This window comes from Nocardia grenadensis NBRC 108939, from assembly GCF_001613445.1.
In the GTDB taxonomy this organism is placed as follows: Bacteria; Actinomycetota; Actinomycetes; order Mycobacteriales; family Mycobacteriaceae; genus Nocardia; species Nocardia grenadensis.
Map to the genome: position 1 here is coordinate 47,084 of NZ_BDCJ01000009.1, position 20,130 is coordinate 67,213.

The 20,130-nt window shown below is 67.1% G+C and carries 20 protein-coding genes and 4 pseudogenes; 16 read left to right on the top strand and 8 right to left on the bottom strand.

Translation table 11 applies throughout. From position 1 onward, the window contains the following. The first annotated feature begins 153 nt into the window (after positions 1–153). From NGR01S_RS10125 to NGR01S_RS32405, 5 genes are all read left to right on the top strand, one after another. Positions 154–663 carry an anthrone oxygenase family protein gene (locus NGR01S_RS10125; RefSeq protein ID WP_063035932.1) on the top strand — a complete coding sequence of 170 codons (510 nt, stop codon included), beginning with the start codon at positions 154–156 and terminating at the stop codon, positions 661–663. 352 nt (positions 664–1,015) lie between these two features. Continuing rightward, positions 1,016–2,491 (top strand): rifampin monooxygenase, encoded by a 1,476-nt coding sequence (gene rox / locus NGR01S_RS10130; protein ID WP_063036305.1) that lies wholly within the window; start codon positions 1,016–1,018, stop codon positions 2,489–2,491. A 329-nt stretch (positions 2,492–2,820) separates the two neighbouring features. Further along, positions 2,821–3,501: a DUF6924 domain-containing protein gene (locus NGR01S_RS33150; protein WP_373861405.1), complete on the top strand. Its 681-nt coding sequence runs from the start codon at positions 2,821–2,823 to the stop codon at positions 3,499–3,501. Further along, positions 3,389–4,198, top strand: a complete 810-nt coding sequence (locus tag NGR01S_RS10135; protein ID WP_373861411.1) for an alpha/beta fold hydrolase — start codon at positions 3,389–3,391, stop codon at positions 4,196–4,198. The genes NGR01S_RS33150 and NGR01S_RS10135 overlap by 113 nt, the downstream gene beginning before the upstream one ends. 160 nt (positions 4,199–4,358) lie before the next feature. Beyond that, the gene (locus NGR01S_RS32405; protein ID WP_063035934.1) at positions 4,359–4,868 is read left to right on the top strand and encodes a hypothetical protein; all 510 of its coding nucleotides are present in this window, start codon (positions 4,359–4,361) and stop codon (positions 4,866–4,868) included. Here NGR01S_RS32405 and NGR01S_RS33000 read toward each other — a convergent pair. Beyond that, a pseudogene (locus NGR01S_RS33000) lies at positions 4,848–5,696 on the bottom strand (MerR family transcriptional regulator); the annotation flags it as partial. The gene NGR01S_RS32405 and the pseudogene NGR01S_RS33000 overlap by 21 nt on opposite strands. A 337-nt stretch (positions 5,697–6,033) precedes the next feature. Next, the gene (locus NGR01S_RS10150) at positions 6,034–7,053 is read right to left on the bottom strand and encodes an alpha/beta fold hydrolase (RefSeq protein ID WP_063035936.1); all 1,020 of its coding nucleotides are present in this window, start codon (positions 7,051–7,053) and stop codon (positions 6,034–6,036) included. A 98-nt stretch (positions 7,054–7,151) separates the two neighbouring features. Here NGR01S_RS10150 and NGR01S_RS10155 point away from each other — a divergent pair, with 98 nt between their 5' ends. After that, positions 7,152–7,886 carry a TetR/AcrR family transcriptional regulator gene (locus NGR01S_RS10155; protein WP_063035937.1) on the top strand — a complete coding sequence of 245 codons (735 nt, stop codon included), beginning with the start codon at positions 7,152–7,154 and terminating at the stop codon, positions 7,884–7,886. A gap of 707 nt (positions 7,887–8,593) precedes the next feature. Here NGR01S_RS10155 and NGR01S_RS10160 read toward each other — a convergent pair. Then, positions 8,594–9,094, bottom strand: a complete 501-nt coding sequence (locus NGR01S_RS10160) for an SRPBCC family protein (protein WP_063035938.1) — start codon at positions 9,092–9,094, stop codon at positions 8,594–8,596. Between the two features lie 110 nt (positions 9,095–9,204). Between NGR01S_RS10160 and NGR01S_RS10165 the strand changes: the two genes are divergently transcribed. The 3 genes from NGR01S_RS10165 (at position 9,205) to NGR01S_RS30880 (ending at position 11,651) form a co-directional block, all read left to right on the top strand. Further along, entirely contained in the window at positions 9,205–9,936 is a 732-nt protein-coding gene (locus tag NGR01S_RS10165; protein ID WP_218020754.1) for a TetR/AcrR family transcriptional regulator, read from the top strand. A 520-nt stretch (positions 9,937–10,456) separates the two neighbouring features. After that, the gene (locus NGR01S_RS10170; RefSeq protein ID WP_063035940.1) at positions 10,457–11,140 is read left to right on the top strand and encodes a hypothetical protein; all 684 of its coding nucleotides are present in this window, start codon (positions 10,457–10,459) and stop codon (positions 11,138–11,140) included. A gap of 340 nt (positions 11,141–11,480) precedes the next feature. Next, on the top strand, positions 11,481–11,651 hold the full coding sequence (locus NGR01S_RS30880) for a hypothetical protein (RefSeq protein ID WP_157107191.1): 171 nt from the start codon (positions 11,481–11,483) through the stop codon (positions 11,649–11,651). Between the two features lie 42 nt (positions 11,652–11,693). Here the strand turns inward: NGR01S_RS30880 and NGR01S_RS10175 are convergent. Continuing rightward, positions 11,694–12,116 (bottom strand): annotated as a pseudogene (locus NGR01S_RS10175) (SDR family oxidoreductase); the annotation flags it as partial. Positions 12,117–12,231: 115 nt separating this feature from the next. Continuing rightward, a complete protein-coding gene (locus tag NGR01S_RS10180; RefSeq protein ID WP_063035941.1) occupies positions 12,232–13,347 on the bottom strand; it encodes an FAD-dependent oxidoreductase in 1,116 nt (371 codons plus the stop codon). Between the two features lie 67 nt (positions 13,348–13,414). On the opposite strand from NGR01S_RS10180, the gene NGR01S_RS10185 reads away from it, so the two are divergent. The 4 genes from NGR01S_RS10185 to NGR01S_RS30885 all read left to right on the top strand — a co-directional run bounded on the left by NGR01S_RS10185 (position 13,415) and on the right by NGR01S_RS30885 (position 15,749). After that, positions 13,415–14,095 carry a TetR/AcrR family transcriptional regulator gene (locus tag NGR01S_RS10185; RefSeq protein WP_063036306.1) on the top strand — a complete coding sequence of 227 codons (681 nt, stop codon included), beginning with the start codon at positions 13,415–13,417 and terminating at the stop codon, positions 14,093–14,095. Further along, positions 14,076–14,480 carry a hypothetical protein gene (locus tag NGR01S_RS10190; protein WP_174551690.1) on the top strand — a complete coding sequence of 135 codons (405 nt, stop codon included), beginning with the start codon at positions 14,076–14,078 and terminating at the stop codon, positions 14,478–14,480. The genes NGR01S_RS10185 and NGR01S_RS10190 overlap by 20 nt, the downstream gene beginning before the upstream one ends. Positions 14,481–14,647: 167 nt before the next feature. Beyond that, a complete protein-coding gene (locus tag NGR01S_RS10195; RefSeq protein ID WP_063036307.1) occupies positions 14,648–15,121 on the top strand; it encodes an NUDIX hydrolase in 474 nt (157 codons plus the stop codon). Positions 15,122–15,386: 265 nt separating this feature from the next. Next, a complete protein-coding gene (locus NGR01S_RS30885; protein ID WP_157107192.1) occupies positions 15,387–15,749 on the top strand; it encodes a hypothetical protein in 363 nt (120 codons plus the stop codon). Positions 15,750–15,838: 89 nt separating this feature from the next. Here the strand turns inward: NGR01S_RS30885 and NGR01S_RS33155 are convergent. After that, positions 15,839–16,150, bottom strand: a pseudogene (locus tag NGR01S_RS33155) (TetR family transcriptional regulator C-terminal domain-containing protein); the annotation flags it as partial. A gap of 409 nt (positions 16,151–16,559) precedes the next feature. Between NGR01S_RS33155 and NGR01S_RS10210 the strand changes: the two are divergent. Together NGR01S_RS10210 and NGR01S_RS10215 are read left to right on the top strand one after the other, a co-directional pair. Continuing rightward, complete coding sequence (locus NGR01S_RS10210; protein WP_063035944.1) at positions 16,560–17,252, top strand: type 1 glutamine amidotransferase domain-containing protein; 693 nt, start codon at positions 16,560–16,562, stop codon at positions 17,250–17,252. Positions 17,253–17,357: 105 nt separating this feature from the next. Next, positions 17,358–18,379: pseudogene (locus tag NGR01S_RS10215) on the top strand (zinc-dependent alcohol dehydrogenase family protein). Positions 18,380–18,501: 122 nt separating this feature from the next. Here NGR01S_RS10215 and NGR01S_RS10220 read toward each other — a convergent pair. Beyond that, complete coding sequence (locus tag NGR01S_RS10220; RefSeq protein WP_063035945.1) at positions 18,502–18,954, bottom strand: MarR family winged helix-turn-helix transcriptional regulator; 453 nt, start codon at positions 18,952–18,954, stop codon at positions 18,502–18,504. Positions 18,955–19,022: 68 nt separating this feature from the next. Between NGR01S_RS10220 and NGR01S_RS10225 the strand changes: the two genes are divergently transcribed. After that, positions 19,023–19,628, top strand: coding sequence for a TIGR03086 family metal-binding protein (locus NGR01S_RS10225; protein ID WP_063035946.1), 606 nt, complete (start codon positions 19,023–19,025; stop codon positions 19,626–19,628). A gap of 38 nt (positions 19,629–19,666) precedes the next feature. Here NGR01S_RS10225 and NGR01S_RS10230 read toward each other — a convergent pair whose 3' ends face one another. Continuing rightward, positions 19,667–19,963, bottom strand: coding sequence for a hypothetical protein (locus tag NGR01S_RS10230; protein WP_063035947.1), 297 nt, complete (start codon positions 19,961–19,963; stop codon positions 19,667–19,669). Between the last annotated feature and the right edge of the window lie 167 nt (positions 19,964–20,130).

Below are 20,130 nucleotides of genomic sequence, written 5' to 3' on the forward strand. Positions count from 1 at the left end.
CGCCGGCGACCGGGGTGATGGCGAAGCGATGTGGGAGGACCCTCGTTTTCAGCACTGGTGGGTGCGGGTGGCCGCCGGTACCGTTGCCCTGTTCAGGGCTGCCTCTGCGGGTCTCGAACGGGAATCGGGACTACTCGAACGAGGTGAGAAGAGATGGACGGACTCCGGACCGTCGTACTGATCGCGGCCACCGTGGCCACCGGCCTGATGGCGGGAGTGTTCGGCATCTACGCGGTGGCGATCATGCCCGGCCTGCGGACGACCGACGACCGCACCTTCATCGGTGCGTATCAGGCGATCGACCGCGCGATCATCAATCCGCTGTTCCTGGCCACCTTCCTGGGGGCCCTGATCCTGTCGATCGCGGCAGCGCTGCTGAACTTCGGCGGCGACAGCCGCTCGGTGCTGTTCTGGGTGGTGGCCGCGGCAGTGCTCTACCTGGTGGCCGTGGTGATCACCTTCGCCGTACATCTGCCGCTCAACGACGCGTTGAAGGCCGCGGGCGCGCCCGCCGACCTGGCCGATCCGGCAGCGGTACGGGAGGCATTCGCCGAGGCGCGGTGGGTGGCCTGGAATATTGTGCGCACAATGACGAGCACGGCGGCGTTCGTGTGCCTGGGCTGGGCGCTGATCGTCTGGGGCAAGGTCCGGACTGCGAGCTGACCCGGAGCGGGGCGTAAGTCGGTCCCGGCCGGTCGACCTGGGAGGACTGGCACGTCGGTCGAGCGTGTGGTGCAGCAGCGGCTGCCGAAGAAAATCAACGGCTGCATCGACGGCGATGGCATGCCGAAGGCTCATCCGTGATGCTCCGCCGGTGTTCCCAAGTCTCCGATCGGTGGTCGTGTACCCCTTCCCCTTTCAACATATATCGCACAGGGGGACTTGCGGCAAGGCCCGGGACATGGCGCAGAATATCCGGCCGAAGGCCAGGACCTGCGAAAACGCGGGGTTCGAACTGTGTGTGAACAGTGTGAGCATCTGGTGGAACTCCGAACTCTCAGTGGATGGGGGGCTCATGTTCGATGTGATCATTGCCGGCGGTGGCCCGACCGGTTCGATGCTGGCCGGGGAACTGCGCCTGCACGGTGTGCGCGTGGTCGTACTGGAGAAGGAGCTGCAGCCGCCCGCGTTCGTCCGTTCGCTGGGTCTGCATGCGCGCAGTATCGAGGTGATGGATCAGCGGGGTCTGCTGGAGCGGTTTCTCGCGCGCGGCCGTAAGCACCCGCTCGGGGGATTCTTCGCCGGTATCGCCAAGCCCGCCCCCGAAGGTCTGGACAGTGCGCACGCCTACGTTCTCGGAATTCCGCAGACTGTCACCGAGCCCTTGCTGGCCGAGCACGCCGCCGAACTCGGGGCGGAGATCCGGCGGGGCAGCGAGGTGGCCGGGCTGAGCCAGGACGAGCACGGGGTGGACGTCGAACTGGCCGATAGTACGCGATTGCGCGCGCGGTACCTCGTGGGTTGCGATGGCGGCCGCAGTACGGTGCGCAAACTGCTCGGTGTCGATTTCCTGGGCGACCCGTCCTACAACGACACGCTGGTGGGCGAAATGGAGGTGACCGAGGACCCGGCCACGATCAGCGCCACCGTCGCCGAGGTTCGTAGGACGCAACTGCGTTTCGGCTTGGGCCCGCTGGGCGACGGGGTGTATCGGGTCGTCGTACCCGCGGCCGAGGTGGTCGAGGACCGTTCGGTCACCCCGACTCTGGAGGAATTCGCGCAGCAGCTGCGAGTGTTCGCCGGCACCGATTTCGGTGTGCATTCGCCGCGGTGGTTGTCCCGTTTCGGCGATGCCACCCGGTTGGCCGAGCGGTATCGAGTCGGACGGGTGCTGCTGGCCGGCGATGCGGCGCACGTCCATCCGCCGATGGGTGGACAGGGGCTGAACCTGGGCATTCAGGACGCGTTCAACCTCGGCTGGAAACTGGCTGCCGAGATCAACGGCTGGGCGCCGGAGGGGTCGTTGGACAGCTATGAGAGCGAACGGCGGCCCGTGGCCGTCGACGTGCTCGACAACACCCGCGCGCAGGCCGAGCTGATGTCCACCGAACCGGGCCCGCGGGCGGTGCGCCGGCTGCTGTCGGAATTGATGGATTTCGAGGAGGTGAACCGCTACCTGATCGAGAAGATCGTCGCGATCGGTATCCGCTACGACTTCGGCGAGGGGCACGAGCTGCTCGGCCGGCGGCTGCGTGACATGCGATTGGGGCCCGCTCGTCTCTACGAGTTGATGCACGCGGGCCGCGGCCTGCTGCTCGACCGGACCGGGCGGCTCTCGGTCACCGGGTGGACGGATCGGATCGACCACGTCGTCGCCGTCGACGCGGAACTCGAGGTACCTGCCGTTCTGCTCCGCCCCGACGGCCACGTGACATGGGTCGGCGACGAACAACAGGATTTGCTCGAGCACCTGCCGCGCTGGTTCGGCGCCGCCGGCACAGATCGGGGCGAGCGGTCACCTCTTCCGGCAAGTTCCGGCCGATCGGGCTAGGTCGGGCTGTACAAGGACCGGCGGAGGACCGAGCGAACGTGTCGAGGGCCGAGGCCGATCGGACCGCCCGAGATCTGAACATGACCACGGCCGGGGCCTGATGGGTGAGGACCGAGGCCGATCCGGCACGCGGCGGGCTTCCGGTTCGCTGCGCGGTAGGCACGATCTGCTCGGCGAGATCATGGGCGCGGGGCCGGTTTCGTGCGCGAAGGCGACCCGGGCTGGGCACGTGGCACCACCCACCTGTTCGGCGGCGGTTGGCGCGATGGTGAACACCGGTACCGCAGGCGCAGACGCCAGGTGTCGGTACGGTGCCTTACCGTCACCGAATGTCGTTCACCCTGCGCCAGTGGCATACCGATGCCGGCGAACCCGAGCCGGACCCCTCGATACAGCAAACGTCGGTAGTACACCGAGAGGCTCTCGGTCCCTGGACATTCGAGGTCCGCAGCGATATCCCACTGTCGCCGACCGATTGTGAACGGATCATCGCCTCCATCGTTTCGCCGGACGGGGATGAACAGGACCCCGGCGGCATCCCAGATGACGCGGCCGTGCGGGCGGATGCGGCACTCACCGAAGCGCTGGGCACGGAGCGCAGTCTGGACGACTACCTCGACGACGACGTGTCGCTGTTCATCCGGACCGACTTCGGTGACGACGAGGCGTGGCGGGTCGTGGCCGCATTGGCGATGGCCCCCGGCACGGGCGAGGATGCCGAGTTCGTCGCCACGCTGACCTGCATCGACAACTCGGGTAGCCGTCGCGGACCGGCGGATCTCGGCCGGTTGTGGCGGGGCGCGATGAGTTCTCGGCCCGGATGGCGTCGTCACCGGTATGTCGACGCATACTCTCGAAACCACCGGTGCCGATATCGTCTACGACGTGCACGGCCCGCTGCCCACCGCCGGGGGACGGCCGCCGCTGTTCATGATCGGTCAACCCATGGCAGCAGCCGGCTTCCGGGCCCTTGCCACATATTTTCCCGACCGCACTGTTGTCACCTATGACCCGCGAGGCATCGGACGCAGTGTCCGCAAAGACGGCCGCGTCGATCACGAACCGGAGGTCCAAGCGGAGGATGTGCATGCCGTTGTCGAGGCGCTCGGTGCCGGTCCCGTCGAGATGTTCGCGAGCAGCGGCGGTGCGGTGACCGCGCTCGCGCTCGTGGCGGCCCACCCCGGCGACGTGATCACCCTGGTGGCGCACGAGCCGCCGCTGATTCCGGTGCTGCCCGATGCCGAGGCGGCCGAACGTGCCCGGGTGGCCGTGCGTGACACCTACGAGGCAAAGGGCTCCGGTGCCGGGATGGCGGCCTTTCTCGCGATGACCTCCTGGCAGGGCGAGTTCACCGACGAGTACTTCGCGCAACCGGCCGCCGACCCCGCCCTGTTCGGGATGCCGGCCGAGGACGACGGTTCGCGAGACGACCCGCTGCTGTCGGATCGCTCCCGGGCGGTCACCAGCTATCGGCCCGACCTCACCGCGACGGCCGCCGCGCCGACCCGCATCGTCATCGCTGTAGGTATGGAAACAGGGAATACGTTCACCGGCCGCACCGCGACAGCCACCGCGGAATTGCTCGGTCAGCGCGTGACCGTGTTCCCCAGTCATCACGGCGGATTCCTCGACGGAGAATTCGGATATGCGGGGCAGCCCGAGGAATTCGCGCACAGGCTGCGGGAGGTTCTGGACGATCAGGGGTGAGCCCATAGCGGCCGACGAGCAGCGTCGAGACGCCGCCGATGTGCTCCCGGCAGGGCGATCGGCGCGCCGAGCCGGGCGGAAATACCGGGAGACCGCTACCCCGAGCGGCGGATCGCCCGGTGCGGTTCGGCGCGTATGGGTAACCCGCTGTGGCGTTGGAATGCCCGGTGATCTGTACATTGACCATCGGCACCAACCGCGACCGGCGCGGCTCGGCCCCGGCGCTCGTCCGTGGATATTGGGGGTCGTCCGGTTCCCAGCCGATGACTTCGGCGCTCCGCTCGGCCAGTTCGACGAAGCGGGGGTCGTGCAGCGCGTGCTCGATATCGGTGAGGTAGTCGTCGAAGCCTTCGGAGACCAGCGCTTTGGCCAGCACGAAGGATTCTCGGGCGGTCTGCACGTCGTGTGGTGTGAAGCCGAGGGTCGGCATTCCCTCCAGCAATGCCACCGCGCGGTCGGGCAACAAGGTGCGGTCACCGGAGGTGAGCCGGTGGAGCATATCTCGCTGCGCGGTCAACTCGGTGATTCGTGCGGTGAGGCGTTGTTCGGCATCGGCGAGTGCATCGGCGAACTGCGCGGGGTCGGAGTCGATAAGCGGGCCGATGTCGGCCAGCGGCACCCCGGCGGCGGCCAGTGTCCTGACCTGTACCAACCTCAACAGTTCGGGTGAGCCGTATCGCCGGTAACCCGAGCTGTCGCGCGCCGGCTCGTCGAGCAGGCCGAGCTTGTGGTAATGCCGCACCGTTTTGATCGTGATGCCGGCGAACACGGCCGCCTGGCCGATGGTCACCCCGTAGGTCATCGACTCAGCGATCCTGTCCATCGCATGCTGCCGCGGTCTCCCGAACGGCGGCAGCAACAGCCCGGAAATCCTTCCGCCGGATCTGGGGCAGGCCAATCGGTCCCGGACCGGTTCGAGCGCGGCGCAGACCTCGTTGATCTCGATGTTTACCTCGGCATGCTGAGCGGCACTCATCGAAGCGGACATACCGAACGGACGCACGAGCGGCAGGAACCACCGCATCCGGCGCCACACACGCCGAATCATCTCTCGCCCTTCCTCACCGGTGTATCCCCACGGAACTCCGCCGTCGACAGAGACCACACCAGCAACCCGGTCCGGGTTGCGGTCGGCCCAGTGAGCGGGCCGGTCAGCAGTTCGAGCTGGATGCCGCCGGTCTGGGGTTCGGCGGACAGCGTCATCAGCCGGGCGGCTCCGGCGTTGGCAATAGTGGCCCAGCGATGTATCAGGCGGCGGCATGCATGGACGAGCCAGGTGGGTGGAGTTCGGTGATTCGGTGTCGAAGGTGGCGAGGATGCCGGTGACGTCGGCGCAGGACCAGGCGCCCAGAGTGAGCCGGCAGTGCTCGGTGTCGAGGTGTTCCACGACGGAGCCGCCTGGTGCCCAGCGGGCCACGATGCGAGCGGGCAGGTTGAGCCGGGCGGTGCCGGTGCAGTGCCAAGCGGCGGGCGTGTCGCCGCGGTCGTGGGTGCTCATCACGAAGTGAGCGAGGTCGTCGTCAGGGAGCGCGCGGGCGGAGAAGTGTTGCGTGGTGGGGCGGGGGTGCAGTCGATCGACGCGGTGCACTCGCCACTCGTGGTCGGCGAGGTCGTAGGCCCGTGTCGTCTGGGCTCGAATACGAGGGCGGGTGGCCGGTCAGAACAGGGTGTCGCGTCCCCGCAGAGGCCGATAACCGGTCGGTCCCAGCTGGGCGAGTTCGGCGTCAATGTCGACGTCGACCGCGCCGAAGAAGTTGGTACCTCTCTGCTTGTCGAGGCTTGACACAGAGAGAGACCCTTACCGAGATAGTCCCAAGCGCGGCGCGGGATGCCGTCTATCGATGTTTGGTGTTGTTCGTGTTCGGAGCGAGGGTGGGGCGGACGTGGGTGAGTAGCAGGTCGAGGAAGCGGTCAGGTCGGCGGAAGGCGGCGAAATGGCTCGAATTCTCGATGAGTGCGAATTTCTTGACGGGGGCGGTGACGTCGTCGAAGAACGACTTGGCCGATTCCGCAGGGGTGATGATGTCGCGATCGCCCTGGAAGAGGAAGAACGGGGTCGCGAGCGTGGTGCCCTCGGCCCATTCGTCGATCGCGACCGATTGGGGTGCGAGGCATTCGGAGAAGCTCATGGCCTTCAGGTAGGTGCCGACCTCACCGAGAGAGTGCAGGGGCGAGGTCAACAGCGAGCCCATGACGACTTTCTTGACGGTGTCGAAGGTGAGCGGATCGGAGCTGACTGTGTATTTGTTGTACTGCGACCAGTCCTTGGTGGTCCATGTCGATCGGTCCGCTCCGATGGCGGTGACAGCGGTGAGGTCCTTGTGCTTGCCGGTCTTTTCGAGGCGTTCGAGCAAGCCCAGGTAGGCGGTGTGGTCGCGGCCGCCGGCGTTGATGTTCTGGTCGGTGCCGACATAGGCGGAGAACAGCTGCGAATGATGGCGGGCGAGGCGCAGCGCGACGAACGAGCCGAAAGAACACCCGACCAGTACGACCTTCTCGACGCCGAGCCGGGCCTGCGCATAAGCCGCGACCTCCAGGGCATCGTGTTCGAGCTGCCGCAGACTCATCTCACCCTGACCGTCCGGGCCGGTATGGCCGAAGGTTTTTCCGGCGCCTCGCATATCCCAGCGCACCACGGTGAAGTGATGTTCCCAGTCTCGGGTGCGAGTGGCGTAGATGAGGTTGGAAGCGCCGGGTCCGCCGTGGAGTTCGAGTAGGACCGGATTGCCGCGGTGCTCCCCGCGGATCGAGATCCACTGGCCGATGCCGCCGATCTGCACGAATCCGGCTTCGTCGATGCCGTCCGCCGCGGTGATGCGCAGGCGCTGGGAGTGCTTCGTGCCCGGAATCCGCATGATTACTCCTTAAACTGTTTATGACGGAAACATGACCGTTTAAGGTATAAACGGACGAGTCTTCTGTCAACTCGATCCCAGAAAGAGGACCTCCGGCCATGCCCCGCCGTGCCGAGAACAAGCCCCGTGACCTGCGCACTGCTGCCGCACTACTGTGGGGCGAACCTGACGGGCCCGTGCGCGGGCCCAAGCCCGGCCTCACCATCGCCGGCATCACCACTGCCGCAGTCGCCTGCGCCGATGCCGATGGCCTGGATGCGGTGTCGATGAACAAGGTGGGTGCCGCGTTCGGTGTTTCCGGTATGGCCCTCTACCGCCACATCCCCGGCAAGACAGAACTCGTCGAATTGATGGTCGAAGCCGTCCTCGCCCCCGGCCCCAGGCTGCCGGACCCTGATACGGATTGGCGTACGCGACTACTGACCTGGGCACGTCAGCTGTTGACCATCTACTCCACGCATCCGTGGCTGCTCACCGCAACCACCATGCGCCGCCAACTCCTGGGCCCGAACCAACTCCGATGGATGGACGCGGCCTTGGAGGTGCTGGAATCGACGGGACTGCAGGCCATCGAACGCCATCAGGTATTCCTGCTCATCGCCGGACACGTCCGCAACCTCGCTCAGCAGCACGCCGATTTCGACGCCGACCACGCCCGTGAATGGCAGCAGCTCACCAGCGAACTCGTCGACCGCCACGCCGAATGCTTCCCCGCGCTGGTGCGAACGCTCACCGGCACCGACCGGCAGATCGACTCACTCGCCTTCGGTCTCGACCGCATTTTCGACGGGGTCCAAACGCTCATCGACCACACCACGACAGCGGGCAGCTGACCACCACAGGCAGATCGGCCGTCGAGGCGAAAGGGACTGGCGCCGGCCTCTCTGGGAGGAATCGGTCTTTACAGATCCAAGCGGACATTATCCAGGTCTCGCCGATTCGCCGCTCCGCCGGCTCGAATAGTGAGGTCTGCGCGCGAGAACCGGCCAGCAGGTACCTGCTGGCCGGTTCTCGCGTTTCAGCGTCGCGCGACACCGAGGCGGGTGAGGGCTGGTACGCAACAGAGACTCGCGCCGCGCGAAGGCGCGACTGCCGGTCACGGCATCGGCCATGGCGCGCTCGTATGCGGGGAACGCGATGGTGTGATCACCGCTCGCGGCGGCCAATTCGCCTGCCAGTGTGTAGGTGCCGATCACGACGAGGCTGGCGCTGGTGCTGCCGCCCACCTCTGGGCCGGGGCAGTAGGCCGTGTCGCCGACCAGTGTCACGCGCCCACGTGACCAGTTGGACATCCGCAGTTGAGTGCTGCGATCGAAGTAGAACGCCGGTGCCTCACCGAGTCACGCTTCGATCTAGGAGCCCAGACCGGTGAAGACTCACCGGAGGAGTTGTCGCTGACCCGCGGTATCGCTGTGATGCACGGCCGGTGGGTTTACGGCGCGGAAGAACAGCAACAAGTTCGTCGGACAGGACCGCAGCGGTGTAGATCCCGGCTACCCATCCCGGCGCGAGGTATATGCGGCGGTTACTGCCGGGACCCTTAGGATTCGAGGTCAAGGCTCGGTGCCGCTCCGGCCTCGACATGGCCTTTGATGCCCGCGAGCCATGAGGCGATGCCCGCGCGGAGGACGGCGTCGTCGATGTGTGGGGCCGCCACCGACGCATCCATCGACTCCTCGCACCGGATGCGGGTCCCGCCGGCGGGCGTAGCGCTGAATTGGTAGACGCAGGAGGCAACCATCCCGGGCGCGCCGTTGGACCAACTGAGGCGGGTGGGCCGTTCGACCAGTGCGAAACGGGAGTTGACGGGCGTCCCGTCGGCGCGCCAGGTGAAGGCTTGCCCGGGCGCGGCCGGCCCCTCTGACGCGGCGTCGGTGACGTCGCCGCGGAAGCTCGGCCAGTTCGTGACGTCGGCCAGCGCGTCGAATACGCGCTCCGGCGATGCGTCGATATCAATGGTGCCCTGGGCACGCGCGGGCGCGGACTCATCGGTGAGCCCGCGCATGGCCAACTGGTGCGAGTCATGGGCAGATGCGGTCACTGGACTACTCCTCATTTGTCGATACAACGTATCGATACAGCATATCGGTACGGCACAGAGTATGTGAGAGCATTGGACCGGTCAAGATTCGGAGCAGATCGGCGGTGGAGATGCGGTTCGGACACACTGTGGCGCTGCTGTGGGAGGACGACTCGCGCGCGGTAGGCCGGTCGGGCCTGACTGTTGCGGACTACCTGACTGCCGCGGTCGAGGTCCTCGACGCCGGCGGAGCTACCGGGTTCTCGATGCGGGGCGTGGCAGAGCGCCTCGGCGTCCGGACGATGGCGGCCTACAGCTTCGGCAAGAAGGAAGATCTGTTGGCCCTGGCGGTCGACCGGACATACCGCGAGACCTACTCCGCACGGCCGGAACCTGCCACCATGCATTGGCGCACCGGCCTGACCGAGATCGCGCACGCTAATCGTGAGCTCCAGCTCACCCATCCCTGGTTGCCCGAGCTCGCGTCTCCGCGGTCACTGATGGGGCCCTGCGAGATGCTCAAGCGGGACCTCGAGCTGCGACCGCTGGAAGCCACCACCCTGAGCGATATCGACAAGGATCGCATCCTGACGCAGCTGTTGATGCACGTGTCGGAGACGACTCGGATCGACAATGCGCTACGGCAGGAGCGGAGGACGAGCGGGCTGAGCGATGAGCAGTGGATGCGGGTCGTGATGTCGATCGCCGAGAGCGTCGCCGACCCGGCGAGGTTCCCGGTCGCCGCTCGCGTCGGCGTCGCCGCACAGGCCGCTCGCGGGGGCGTGCAGTGCGGGCGCGAAGCGTTCGAGTTCGGCCTGGAACGTCTCCTCGACGGATTCGCCGTACTCGTAGACGACACGTGAGCACGGGCGGCGGAATACCGCGTGAGCTGCGCACTATCTCTGGAAGACGGTCTTGCTGTTCATCGCTCCAGTAGACCCGCGGGCTACAGCGATAGCGGAGGTTGATTGCTTCGCGTGCTGCTGGACCTTCTCGATCGACCCGCAACCGGCGCATCCTGATCGATGTGCCGATGGCCGGCAACGCATCCAGATGGAGAGTCGATGGATATCGCGCCTCGGATAAGCCGTGATTCTGCGAAGCCTATTCGCCGGATCGCCGTAGTTGGCTGCGGCGGTAGCGGGAAGTCGATTGTGGCACGAGGGTTGGGGCAAGCGCTGGGGTTGCCCGTTACCCATCTGGATACCGTCTTCTATGACGATGGGTGGAACCCGCTGCCCCAGAATCAGTTCGAGGAGGAACAGCGACGTCTGTTTGCCGGGCAGAGGTGGGGATCGACGGCAACTATGTCTCGACGACGCCAATCCGCTTGGCTGCGGCCGACACGGTGGTCGCCATAGACGTGTCCACGGCTACTGCGTTGTGGGGCAACCATACCGAGCCGAGGAGATCCTGGATAGCGCGAAGGTCGAGGAGATCGCTGATTACTTCGTGCTGCCCCCCGAAAAACACTCGCACCGACTGGTCGTGCTCGGTGAGCCGGGGAGCGGCAAAACGGTGGCAGCCACCTATTTGGTGACTCAGCTGCTGGACAAAACGTGGGATATCGCCACCGAAGCACGCCGCGCCGAGGAACCGGTGCCTGTGCGGGTCAACGCCGCCGGTTGGGACGGCACAGCAGAACTGGACCGTTGGCTGACGACCCGACTCGGCATCGACTATCGCCTGCCGGCCAATGCCGCCCAGGAAATGGTCGAGCGGGGCCTGATCCCGCCCGTGATCGACGGCCTCGACGAAATGGACGCCGACGACGAAGACAAACCCCGCGCTCGCGCGTTGCTGTATCGGCTCAACTATGCCCCGTGGAGGAACCGGCCTGTCGTGGTTCTGTGCCGATCCACCGAGTTCGATCGCCTGACCGGTGTCAGCCGGGACAACGGTCTGCACGGTGCCACCACGATCACCCTGCAGGTCCTGCCCACCGAACTGGCGATCGACCACCTTCCCAGTTACCAGCACGACATCGGCACCCACAACACGGCCTGGACCGACCTCACGAGCCATCTCCGTGACCACTCCGACGGGCCCTTGGCCACCGCCCAGTAGAACCCTTGGTTGCTCGACCTCACCATTACCACGCTCCACGACAGCCCGGACACCGCCGCGCGGCTCACCACCTGCACCGATACCGATACCGTCCGTGAACTTCTCTTCGCGGCGCAGATTCCCGCCGCCGTCGCAACAACCGGCGGTAGCGCGAAGTACCGTGACTACACCAGCGGCAACGTCGAGAAGTGGCTGCGGTCCCTGGCCCTATGCCTCCGGCGGCGCCGCGACTCCGGCAGAGACAGCACCGCCATCAGACTCGACGAAAACTGGGAAATCGCCGAATCCACCCGCGTCCTGCACGCAATAGCGGTCGGGCTCACGGTCAGGCCGGTTCTACGTGGCCGCAGTCGTTTGCCGATTCACGAAGGAGTTTCCGAAGAAGCCCGGCTTGTTCCTCGACTGGGCCCGCCGCAATGGCCTGCTCCGGGTCAATGGCATTGCCTATCAGTTCCGGCACGAGACCTATCAGCAATGGATCCACGCCGGCGCCCGGCCCGGCGGAGCCTGAGAGCTCGGCGGTGGCGGCGACGCCATGGCTGTGCAGCCGGAATCACGCTGTGACGAGCAGGGTTTCCGAGCCTTGGACGGTAGCCGTGATACCGATACAGTACTGCGCCGCGAGTAGTGCCGCGGCCCGACCATCGTTTCCGGCGGTTCCACCATATCGGCCGGGACCTCGCCACCACCGGCGACCTGGCAGCCCTCGGTGAGTACTATCCGGGAGGGCTCAGACAGTTCACCGCGATATCGTCCGGCCGCAGGTCGGCGGCCAGGCCCAGGTAGAGGCGTTCGACCGCGGCCTTGGGTACCCAGTAGACATTGGACCCGCGGTCTGTCATCTCCACACCGGTGGTGGCGACCGCGATCAGTGACCCCCGCCGCGGGCCCGGATATACGGGATCGCCTCGCGGGTCACCAGAAAGACGCCGGTGAGGTCCACATCCAGAGACAGCTGCCAGCATTTCAACGGCGTGTGGCGCCCGACCTCGTGAACCGGCCGGCGCAACCCCTTCTCCCCGGCCCTGGGCTGCCACGTCAGCAGTGGAACGGCTCGAACCATGGGTGTGCGGGCCGGGCGGCCATCTCGATTACCTCGGGTCCGTCTGGAAGAACTCGAGCAACCTCTGGCAGGCGTCCGGTGACATCAGCAATTCCTGCATGTCCGCGGACATCCGGGCGGCAGCGCTGGTGCGTTCGAACATCTCGCGTTCGTATTCCGCGACGGCGGTGGGAAAGTCGTCCGGGTGCGCGGCCAGCGCGAGACCGAGCAGGGCGCCGTCGAGCAGCGCCATATTGGCGCCCTCGCCGACCGGCGGCATCAGGTGCGCGGCATCGCCGAGTAGTGTGACGTCCGGGGTCGACGGCCAGGTCAGGCCGACCGGGAGGGTCGTGATCGACCGCGGCACGATGGTGTCATCGCAGGCCGCGATCAGCGCGGTGAACCGGGGGTGCCAGCCGGGGAGGAGATCGATCAGCCGCGTCCGGGCGGCGTCCGGGTCGTCGAACGGGATGCCGCTGATGGCGAACCAGTCCGCGGCGGTGTTGTAGAAGCTGAGGCCGAGGCGCACGCGGCCGTCGCCGTTGCGCTGCGCCGCCAGGGACAGGCTGTCGCCGAGCACCCAGTAGTTGCCGCGTCCGACCATTGCCGCGAGGTCGGGGTGGGTGCGATCGATATCGGGAATGCCGAGCTCGACGACGTTCTGGCCGATATGCGCCGGACGGGCGTCGGTGAGCAGCGCGCGGACCCGGGACTGCGCGCCGTCCGCGCCGACCAGCAGGTCGTAGGTCGCACTGCTGCCGTCGGCGAAGTGCACCAGACCTTCGTCGGCGGCGGTGAACGCGTGCCCCCAGCGGACCGTGTCTTCGGGGAGGGAATCCAGCAATAGGTTACGCAGGTCGGCGCGGTCGACCTCCGGGCGGTCGGGCGGGGCGTCGTCGGGAGTGTCTTCTTGCAGCAGCAAGGTGCCGTCCGGCTGTAGGAGGCGCATATCCTGCCCTTCGATACGGGCGATCGCGTGAAACCGGTCGAGCAGACCGGCCTCGCGCAGCGCCCGCTGTCCGGAATGTATGTCCAGCATGCCGCCCTGACCACGTGCATCGCGTGCGAGCTCGCGTTCGTAGACGACGGCGTCGATGCCGTGCACATACAGCACTCTGGCGAGGGCCAAGCCGCCCAGTCCGGCTCCGACGATAGTGATGGTCATGGTCGCCTCCGATACATCCGAATTGATCAATACACTGTATCGGAGTATGCGATGTATTGTCGGCGGCATGTTGGTGTGGGAGCGGCCGGAACCGCCGGAGCGACCGGTGCCGGCTCCGTTGAGCCGGGAGCGGATCGTAGAAGCGGCGATCCGGCTGGCCGACGCGGACGGCCTGGCAGCGGTGTCGCTGCGTAAGGTCGCCGCCGCGCTGGAGGTCGGGCCGATGCGGCTGTACGGCTACATCGCCACCAAGGAGGAATTGCTCGACCTGATGGTCGACACGGTCTACGCCGAGATCCGACCGACCGGGGCGGGTTGGCGAGAGGTGTTACGGTCTCTCGCCGAAACCACGAGGCAGGCCGTGCACCGACACGAATGGTTTGCCGACCTGGTCGGTGGGCGGCCTCAGCTCGGGCCGCACGCACTGGCCGGAGGTGAGGCTGTGGTGGCCGGGATGGGCGGCGTCGAAGTGGACGTCGTCATGCCGGTGGTAGATGCGGTCAATGCGTATGTGATCGGCGCGGTACGCCGGGAGGTCGCCGAGCGGCGTGCCGAGCGGGTCACCGGGATGGATGAGCGGCAGTGGCAGGCCGCCTTCGGGCCCTATCTGCAGCGGACCTTCGCGACAGGCCGATTTCCGGCGCTGGCCACAGTTATCCGCGATGCCGCCCACCTGGATGCCGATGAAATCTTCTACACCGGTCTCGATTTCCTGCTCGACGGCATCGGTGCTCGTCTCTCGGGATGACGCGCGGCCGGAGGGCGGGCCGGTTCCGCGGGCAGCGTCCGGTAGAGGCTGTCCGATCGAGAGGCAGAGCCTGCCGCCGCTGATCGCGGGTGAACCGATCACCCCGTTCCAGCGCGCCGCGGTCATGGGCGACGCCACCAACCATCTGTGCCACTGGGGATCCGAGGGCGCGGGCTATATCAACGCCGATGTGACGGTGAATCTCCCCCGCCTCCCGATCGGCTACGAACTCGGTCTGCGGGCCGACAATGTCATCGCCTCGGCCGGGATCTCCATCGGCGCCGCCACCCTGTACGACCGCACCGGCCCCGTCGGCACCTGCGCGGTGACCGCCATGTCCAACGCCCGGCGTCAGGTCGACTTCTCGACCAACCCTCTCGCCTGAAACTCCGGGCCGGAGGATATCCGAAAGGTAATCTCCGTCCGCCGGAAATCTCCCGCCGCCCCCCGAACTCGACGAGCGACACATACCGTTCGCTACCGTTCGCAGCGAATTACCGGCAGTACATGATGTTCTGGCCGGTGACGATGGTTTTCGGTCGGAGGTGTGTGGTGAGTTTCCGGTTGGCGGCGTATGCCGTGTGCGTCGAGGGCGGGCGGGTGCTGCTCGTCCGTCACGTATCGCCCGAAGGCGACACGAATTGGTCCCTGCCGGGTGGCAGGGTCGAGCACGCAGAAGACCCGTTCGACACGGTGGCCCGGGAGTTCGGTGAGGAAACCGGATGCGCAGCCACGGTCGAGCGGCTGCTGGGCGTGGATTCCAGGGTGATACCCGCAGCCGAACGGACGGTCCCCGGAGGATCCGATCATCAGAACGTCGGCATCTTCTACCAGGTCCGTGTCGCCGGCGGGCGGTTCCGGCCCGAGCCGGACGGTCGAACCGTCGATCCGACATGGACCCCGCTGCACGACACCGCCTCTCTGCCGCGGTCGTCGCTGGTGGATATCGGCCTCGCGCTGTTCCGGACCCGTCCGGCGACCGGCCATGTGGCTCCCGTGCCGGTGACCGGATCGGTGCGGCACTGACGCGCAATGCCCGGATCGGGCTGCCGCCACGCGGAGGAGGACGGCGACCGCCTGCGGGTTCGTGTGTCATCAGGTCGTGTCCGGTGTCGATATCCCAGAGCCGGCCCGCAATGTCGTGCGCGGCGGCCAGTTCGGGATGACGCGTGGCCGGCATCGACGTGCACACGATGTGGTATCGCGGTAGTGCGGTCACCGCGGCCTCGTCGCGCAGGTCGAGCTTCTCCTCGGAACAGCGCCACGGAAGCCACCGGTGAATCGCATTTCTGTGAGATTTCCTGGACGAGGCGCGGGTACCGAGGTGGGCCGGGCGGTCGCGCGCACCGCGTATCCGAGTGTGGCCGCGGTGGGCATCGGTGCCCTGGCCCTGCTCGAGCCGAACGACCACCGGGACGCGGTGCTGCGCGAAACCGTCACCGGTACCGCGAAACCCATCGCGGTGCTGGGCGGAAATATGGTGCCGGCGGCCGGCGGCGAAACGGCTTGTGCCGGCACCGGAGGTATAGTACCCACCTTCCGGCTCACCCAAACCATCGCGGGATCGGAAATCTCCGGAAACGTGGATTTCGTACCCGATGCCGCGGCGGCGACCACCCTTCCCCGGGGGCTGTCCGTCCCGGCGGGGGAGTGACCGGGCCCGAGTAGACCATCGACCACCCGGTGCACCTTCTCGACGCTGTTCGGCTCATCCAGGCGCAGGGCGATAGTGGCCGCGTTGAGTACGGCGTCGATCTGGAAGACCGCCAGATCCGTGTCACCGCTGCCGCGTCTCCGCGTGGCAGCGACGATCTCGAACTCCCGCGCGAGCGTGTGCAGCCAACCGCGGCGCTGTTGCCGCAGCGCGTCGCGGACCGGCCCGGGACGGCCGTCGAATATCGGGAGATTCGCGCCCCAGAAACATCCGCCGGGGAACAGCGGTTGTGCGGCATCGTCGATCCACCGATCGATGAGCGCGCGCAATCGGGGGACCCGCCGATGCGGCACGGCCGGGGCCACGACCGCTTCGGCGAACACCTCGCCCGCAGTCGCCACGGTGGCCAGTTGCTGGGCCTCTTTGGTGCGGAACAGGGGTTTGGATACCCGCTTTGCTGAGCTCGAGGTCGTCGGCGAGTCGACCGAAGCTGAGCCCGTCCAGGCTGAGCCGGCGCGTTCGGCCGGACCGTAGCCGGGTATCGCGTGACCGGGTACCGCGGTCGTGGTAGCTCGTCGTACCGCGGGCCGGCGGCCGCGTCGATAGGGGAACCCGGGCCATGCCCGGGCGTCGGCCGGGTACTGCCTCGGGACGGTGCGAAGGGCTCTCGCCGCCGGCGTCGCCGCGTGCGGCGAAGTTCTCGCGCTGTTGCCCGTCCCCGCGAAGCCGCCTTATAGTGGATGCGAATTCGGGTTCCGTGAAATCGACTTCACCACTCACAGCTGTACAACCGATCGGGAGTAAGCTGTTATGGCCGATATTCTTTTCGTGGTGACCGGGGCGAGTTATTGGACACTCAGCGACGGCACCCGGCACCCCACCGGGTATTGGGCCGAAGAGTTCGCCGCCCCCTATCGCGTATTGACCGGTGCCGGTCATCGAATCGTGGTGGCTACTCCCTGCGGGGTGGTGCCTCATGTCGATGTGATGAGTCTGCGGCCATCGATGGCCGGTGGCGACAAGGTCGCCCAAGAACTGGAAGAGACCCTGCGCTCGGCCGAAGAGTTACGCCGGCCGATCCAGTTGGCGCACGCCCGCCTCGCCGACTACGACGCCGTCTACTATCCCGGCGGCCACGGCCCGATGGAGGACCTGTGGCGGGACGCGGACTCCGGCAGGTTGCTGACCGCGGCCCTCGCCTCGGACAAGCCGCTGGCCATCGTCTGCCACGCCCCGGTGGCGATTCTGGCGACCAGGCGCCACGGTGTATCGCCCTTCGCCGGGTACCGCCTGACCGCGTACACCAATGACGAAGAAGATGCCGTCGGATTGCGTGCGAAAGCGTTCTGGACGGCCGAGGACGAACTGGTGAAACTCGGCGTCGATTTCACCCGCGGTGAGATCTGGAAACCGTACACCGTCGTCGACCGGAATCTGTTCACCGGCCAGAACCCGGCTTCCTCCGGGCCGCTCGCCGAAAAAGTTCTCGAAGTACTCGGCTGACGCGAATTCCGCGCTCGGTCGCGTCGCCCCACCACGTACAGGAATTGCGCGACGTGCTCCGGAAAAGTCGATCCTCGGTCGGAAGAATTACAGGAGACGGTGAACATGCGTGGAGTCATCATGTACGCCCCCGGCGACATCCGGGTCGAGGATCGGCCGGACCCGAGATCGTCGAGCCCACCGACGCGATCATCCGCATCGCCGCCACCTGTATCTGTGGGTCGGACCTGTGGCCCTATCGCGGCGTCGAACCGGTCGAGGGCCCCACCCCGATGGGGCACGAGTACATCGGCGTCGTTGAAGAGGTCGGTCCGGAGGTCGCCGATATCGCGGTCGGCGATTTCGTGGTCGGATCGTTCTTCGCCTCCGACAACACCTGCGAGATCTGCCGGGCCGGATACCAGAGCCGTTGCGTCCACAATGTCCCGATGGGCTCGATCGGCACCCAGGCCGAGCGGGCCCGCATCCCGCTCGCCGACGGAACGCTGGTCGCCGTCCCGGGGACTCCGGATCCGGCCCTGTATCCGAGTCTGCTCGCGGCCTCCGATGTGCTGGGAACCGGCTGGTTCGCCGCCGTCGCCGCGGAGGCGGGTCCCGGGAAGACGGTCGTGGTCGTCGGCGACGGCGCGGTGGGCCTGCACGCCGTCCTGGCCGCGAAACAACTAGGCGCCGACCGGGTGATCGCCATGAGCCGCCACGCCGACCGGCAGGCGCTGGCCCTCGAGTTCGGCGCCGACGAACTCGTCGAGGAACGCGGTAAGGCCGGGGTGGCCCGGATCAAGGAACTCACCGGCGGGCTCGGCGCGCATTCGGTGGTCGAGGCGGTCGGCACCCAGGAATCGATGACGCAGGCCATTCGCGCCACGCGCCCCGGCGGTCATGTCGGCTACGTCGGGGTGGCCCACGATGTCGAACTCGACGGTATGCGGCTGTTCTTCTCCACCGTCCATCTGCACGGGGGCCCGGCCCCGGTACGCCGTTTCCTGCCCGAGCTGATCGATCTCATCGTCCGCGGCGATATCGACCCGGGTGGGGTCTTCGATCTCACCCTGCCGCTGGAGCAAGCCGCGGAGGGCTACCGTGCGATGGACGAGCGTCGCGCCACGAAGGTCCTGCTCACGGTCTGATCGCGCCCGGTGGCCGGCCTTCCGTCTCGTCGACAATGACCTTCATCGGGCCTACCTTTCCGTCCGGTCGAATTCGGCGCGCCTGCCCGGCGGGCCGTAGTCGCGCCTGTCGAGGATCGCTGTCAGTCGCTGCTCTCGGGGTTCGGATGCCCGGAGGGCTCGGTCAGGATGCGCAGGGCATTGAGGAAACCGCGGCGGTCGGCGGCGGGCAGCTGTTCCAGTACCTGTTCGTTCTCGCGCGCCTGGATCTCGACCTGTACCGCGGCCGCGATCCGATGGCCTTCCGACGTCAGCTCCAGCAGCCGGGCCCGGCGGTCGGTGGGATCGGGGGTGCGTTCGATCAAGCCGCGGTCCTGGAGGTCGTCGAGGACCGCGATGATCCGGGTCTTGTCCGCGCCGATCTCCTGGGCGAGTACACCCTGACCGCGAGCGGTGCCGCGGCTCAGTGCGATCAGGACCGTGTAGGCCCACATGGTCAGCCCGTGGGCTTCGAGAATCGGGCGTTCCAGGGCGATGAGGGTGCGGGTCAGCGGCGCGAGCATCGCGGCCAGATCCGGACGGTCCGTGGTTCCCATGAGTAGAACCTACCCAGCGAAAAATGATAAGCGTTGACTTATTATAAGCGACTACATATTGTAGGCTCATGCTTACAGATCTTGTCGAACTCGACCGTCGGGCGGTGCTCACCACGGTGGCCGCCGCCGAACTCGTGACCCCTGACCGACTCGGCCTGCCGACCCCGTGCGCGGGCTGGACAGTGGGCGACCTACTGGCACATATGGCCGCACAGCATCGCGGCTTCGCCGCCGGTGCGCGTGGTGACGGCGCCGACCTCGCGCACTGGCAGGTGCGGCCGCCGGGACCGCACACCCCGGCCGAGTACACCGAATCCGCGGCCGAGGTCCTCCGGGCCTTCGCCGAGCCGGGTACGGCGGAACGCCCCTTCGCGATGCCGGAATTCGGGCCGGATGTGACGGTCCCGGGCGAGCAGGCCCTCGGGTTCCATCTGGTCGACTATGTCGTCCACGGCTGGGATCTCGCGCGAGCCCTCGGTGTGGGCTATGAACTGGACGCCGCCACGGCCGAGCCGGTGCTGCGTATCGCCGAATCCGTCCCCGACGGCCCGGAACGCGAGCAGCCCGGATCCCCCTTCGCCCATGCGCTACCGGGAGGCGACCCGGGCGCACCGCTGGACCGGATCCTCCGGCTGCTCGGTCGATCTCCCGCGTGGCCGAAAAGCGAGGAATAGTACTCCGAACCGGCCCTTCGGCGTCAAGTGCTCTGTGCCTACAGGGGAAACGGGGGAGCGGCGGCGGACCGAAACGAGCGGGGGATGCCGCGCTCAGCCCGAGCCGACCGCCGCGCGGATAGCGGGTCGAGCAGGCCGAGATCGCTGCCCAGCCGGCCGGTGAGTTCGCAAGCCACGGCGACATCCTTACACAGGAAATCGCCCACCGAGTCCGCGAACGCCGCCACCGAACCCTTGGCCGCCACACTCAGCACCGCACGTCCCGCACTACCGCCATGCGGCAGTGCGGAAAGCACCTCGGCTTCGGTGAGGCCCAGCTCCCCGGCCAGTCGCACGGCCTCGGTGACCAGGCCGATCTCGGGGGGGGGCGAAAAGCGAATCGTCGACGAGTTTCACGCGCTGCCCCGTTACCGAGTTCCCCGACCTTCAGGACCGGATCGGCGTAAGCGGCCGGCACGGGGCGCGCCCGCGCGGTCGCGTCGGCCGAACCGCCCGGGAAGAC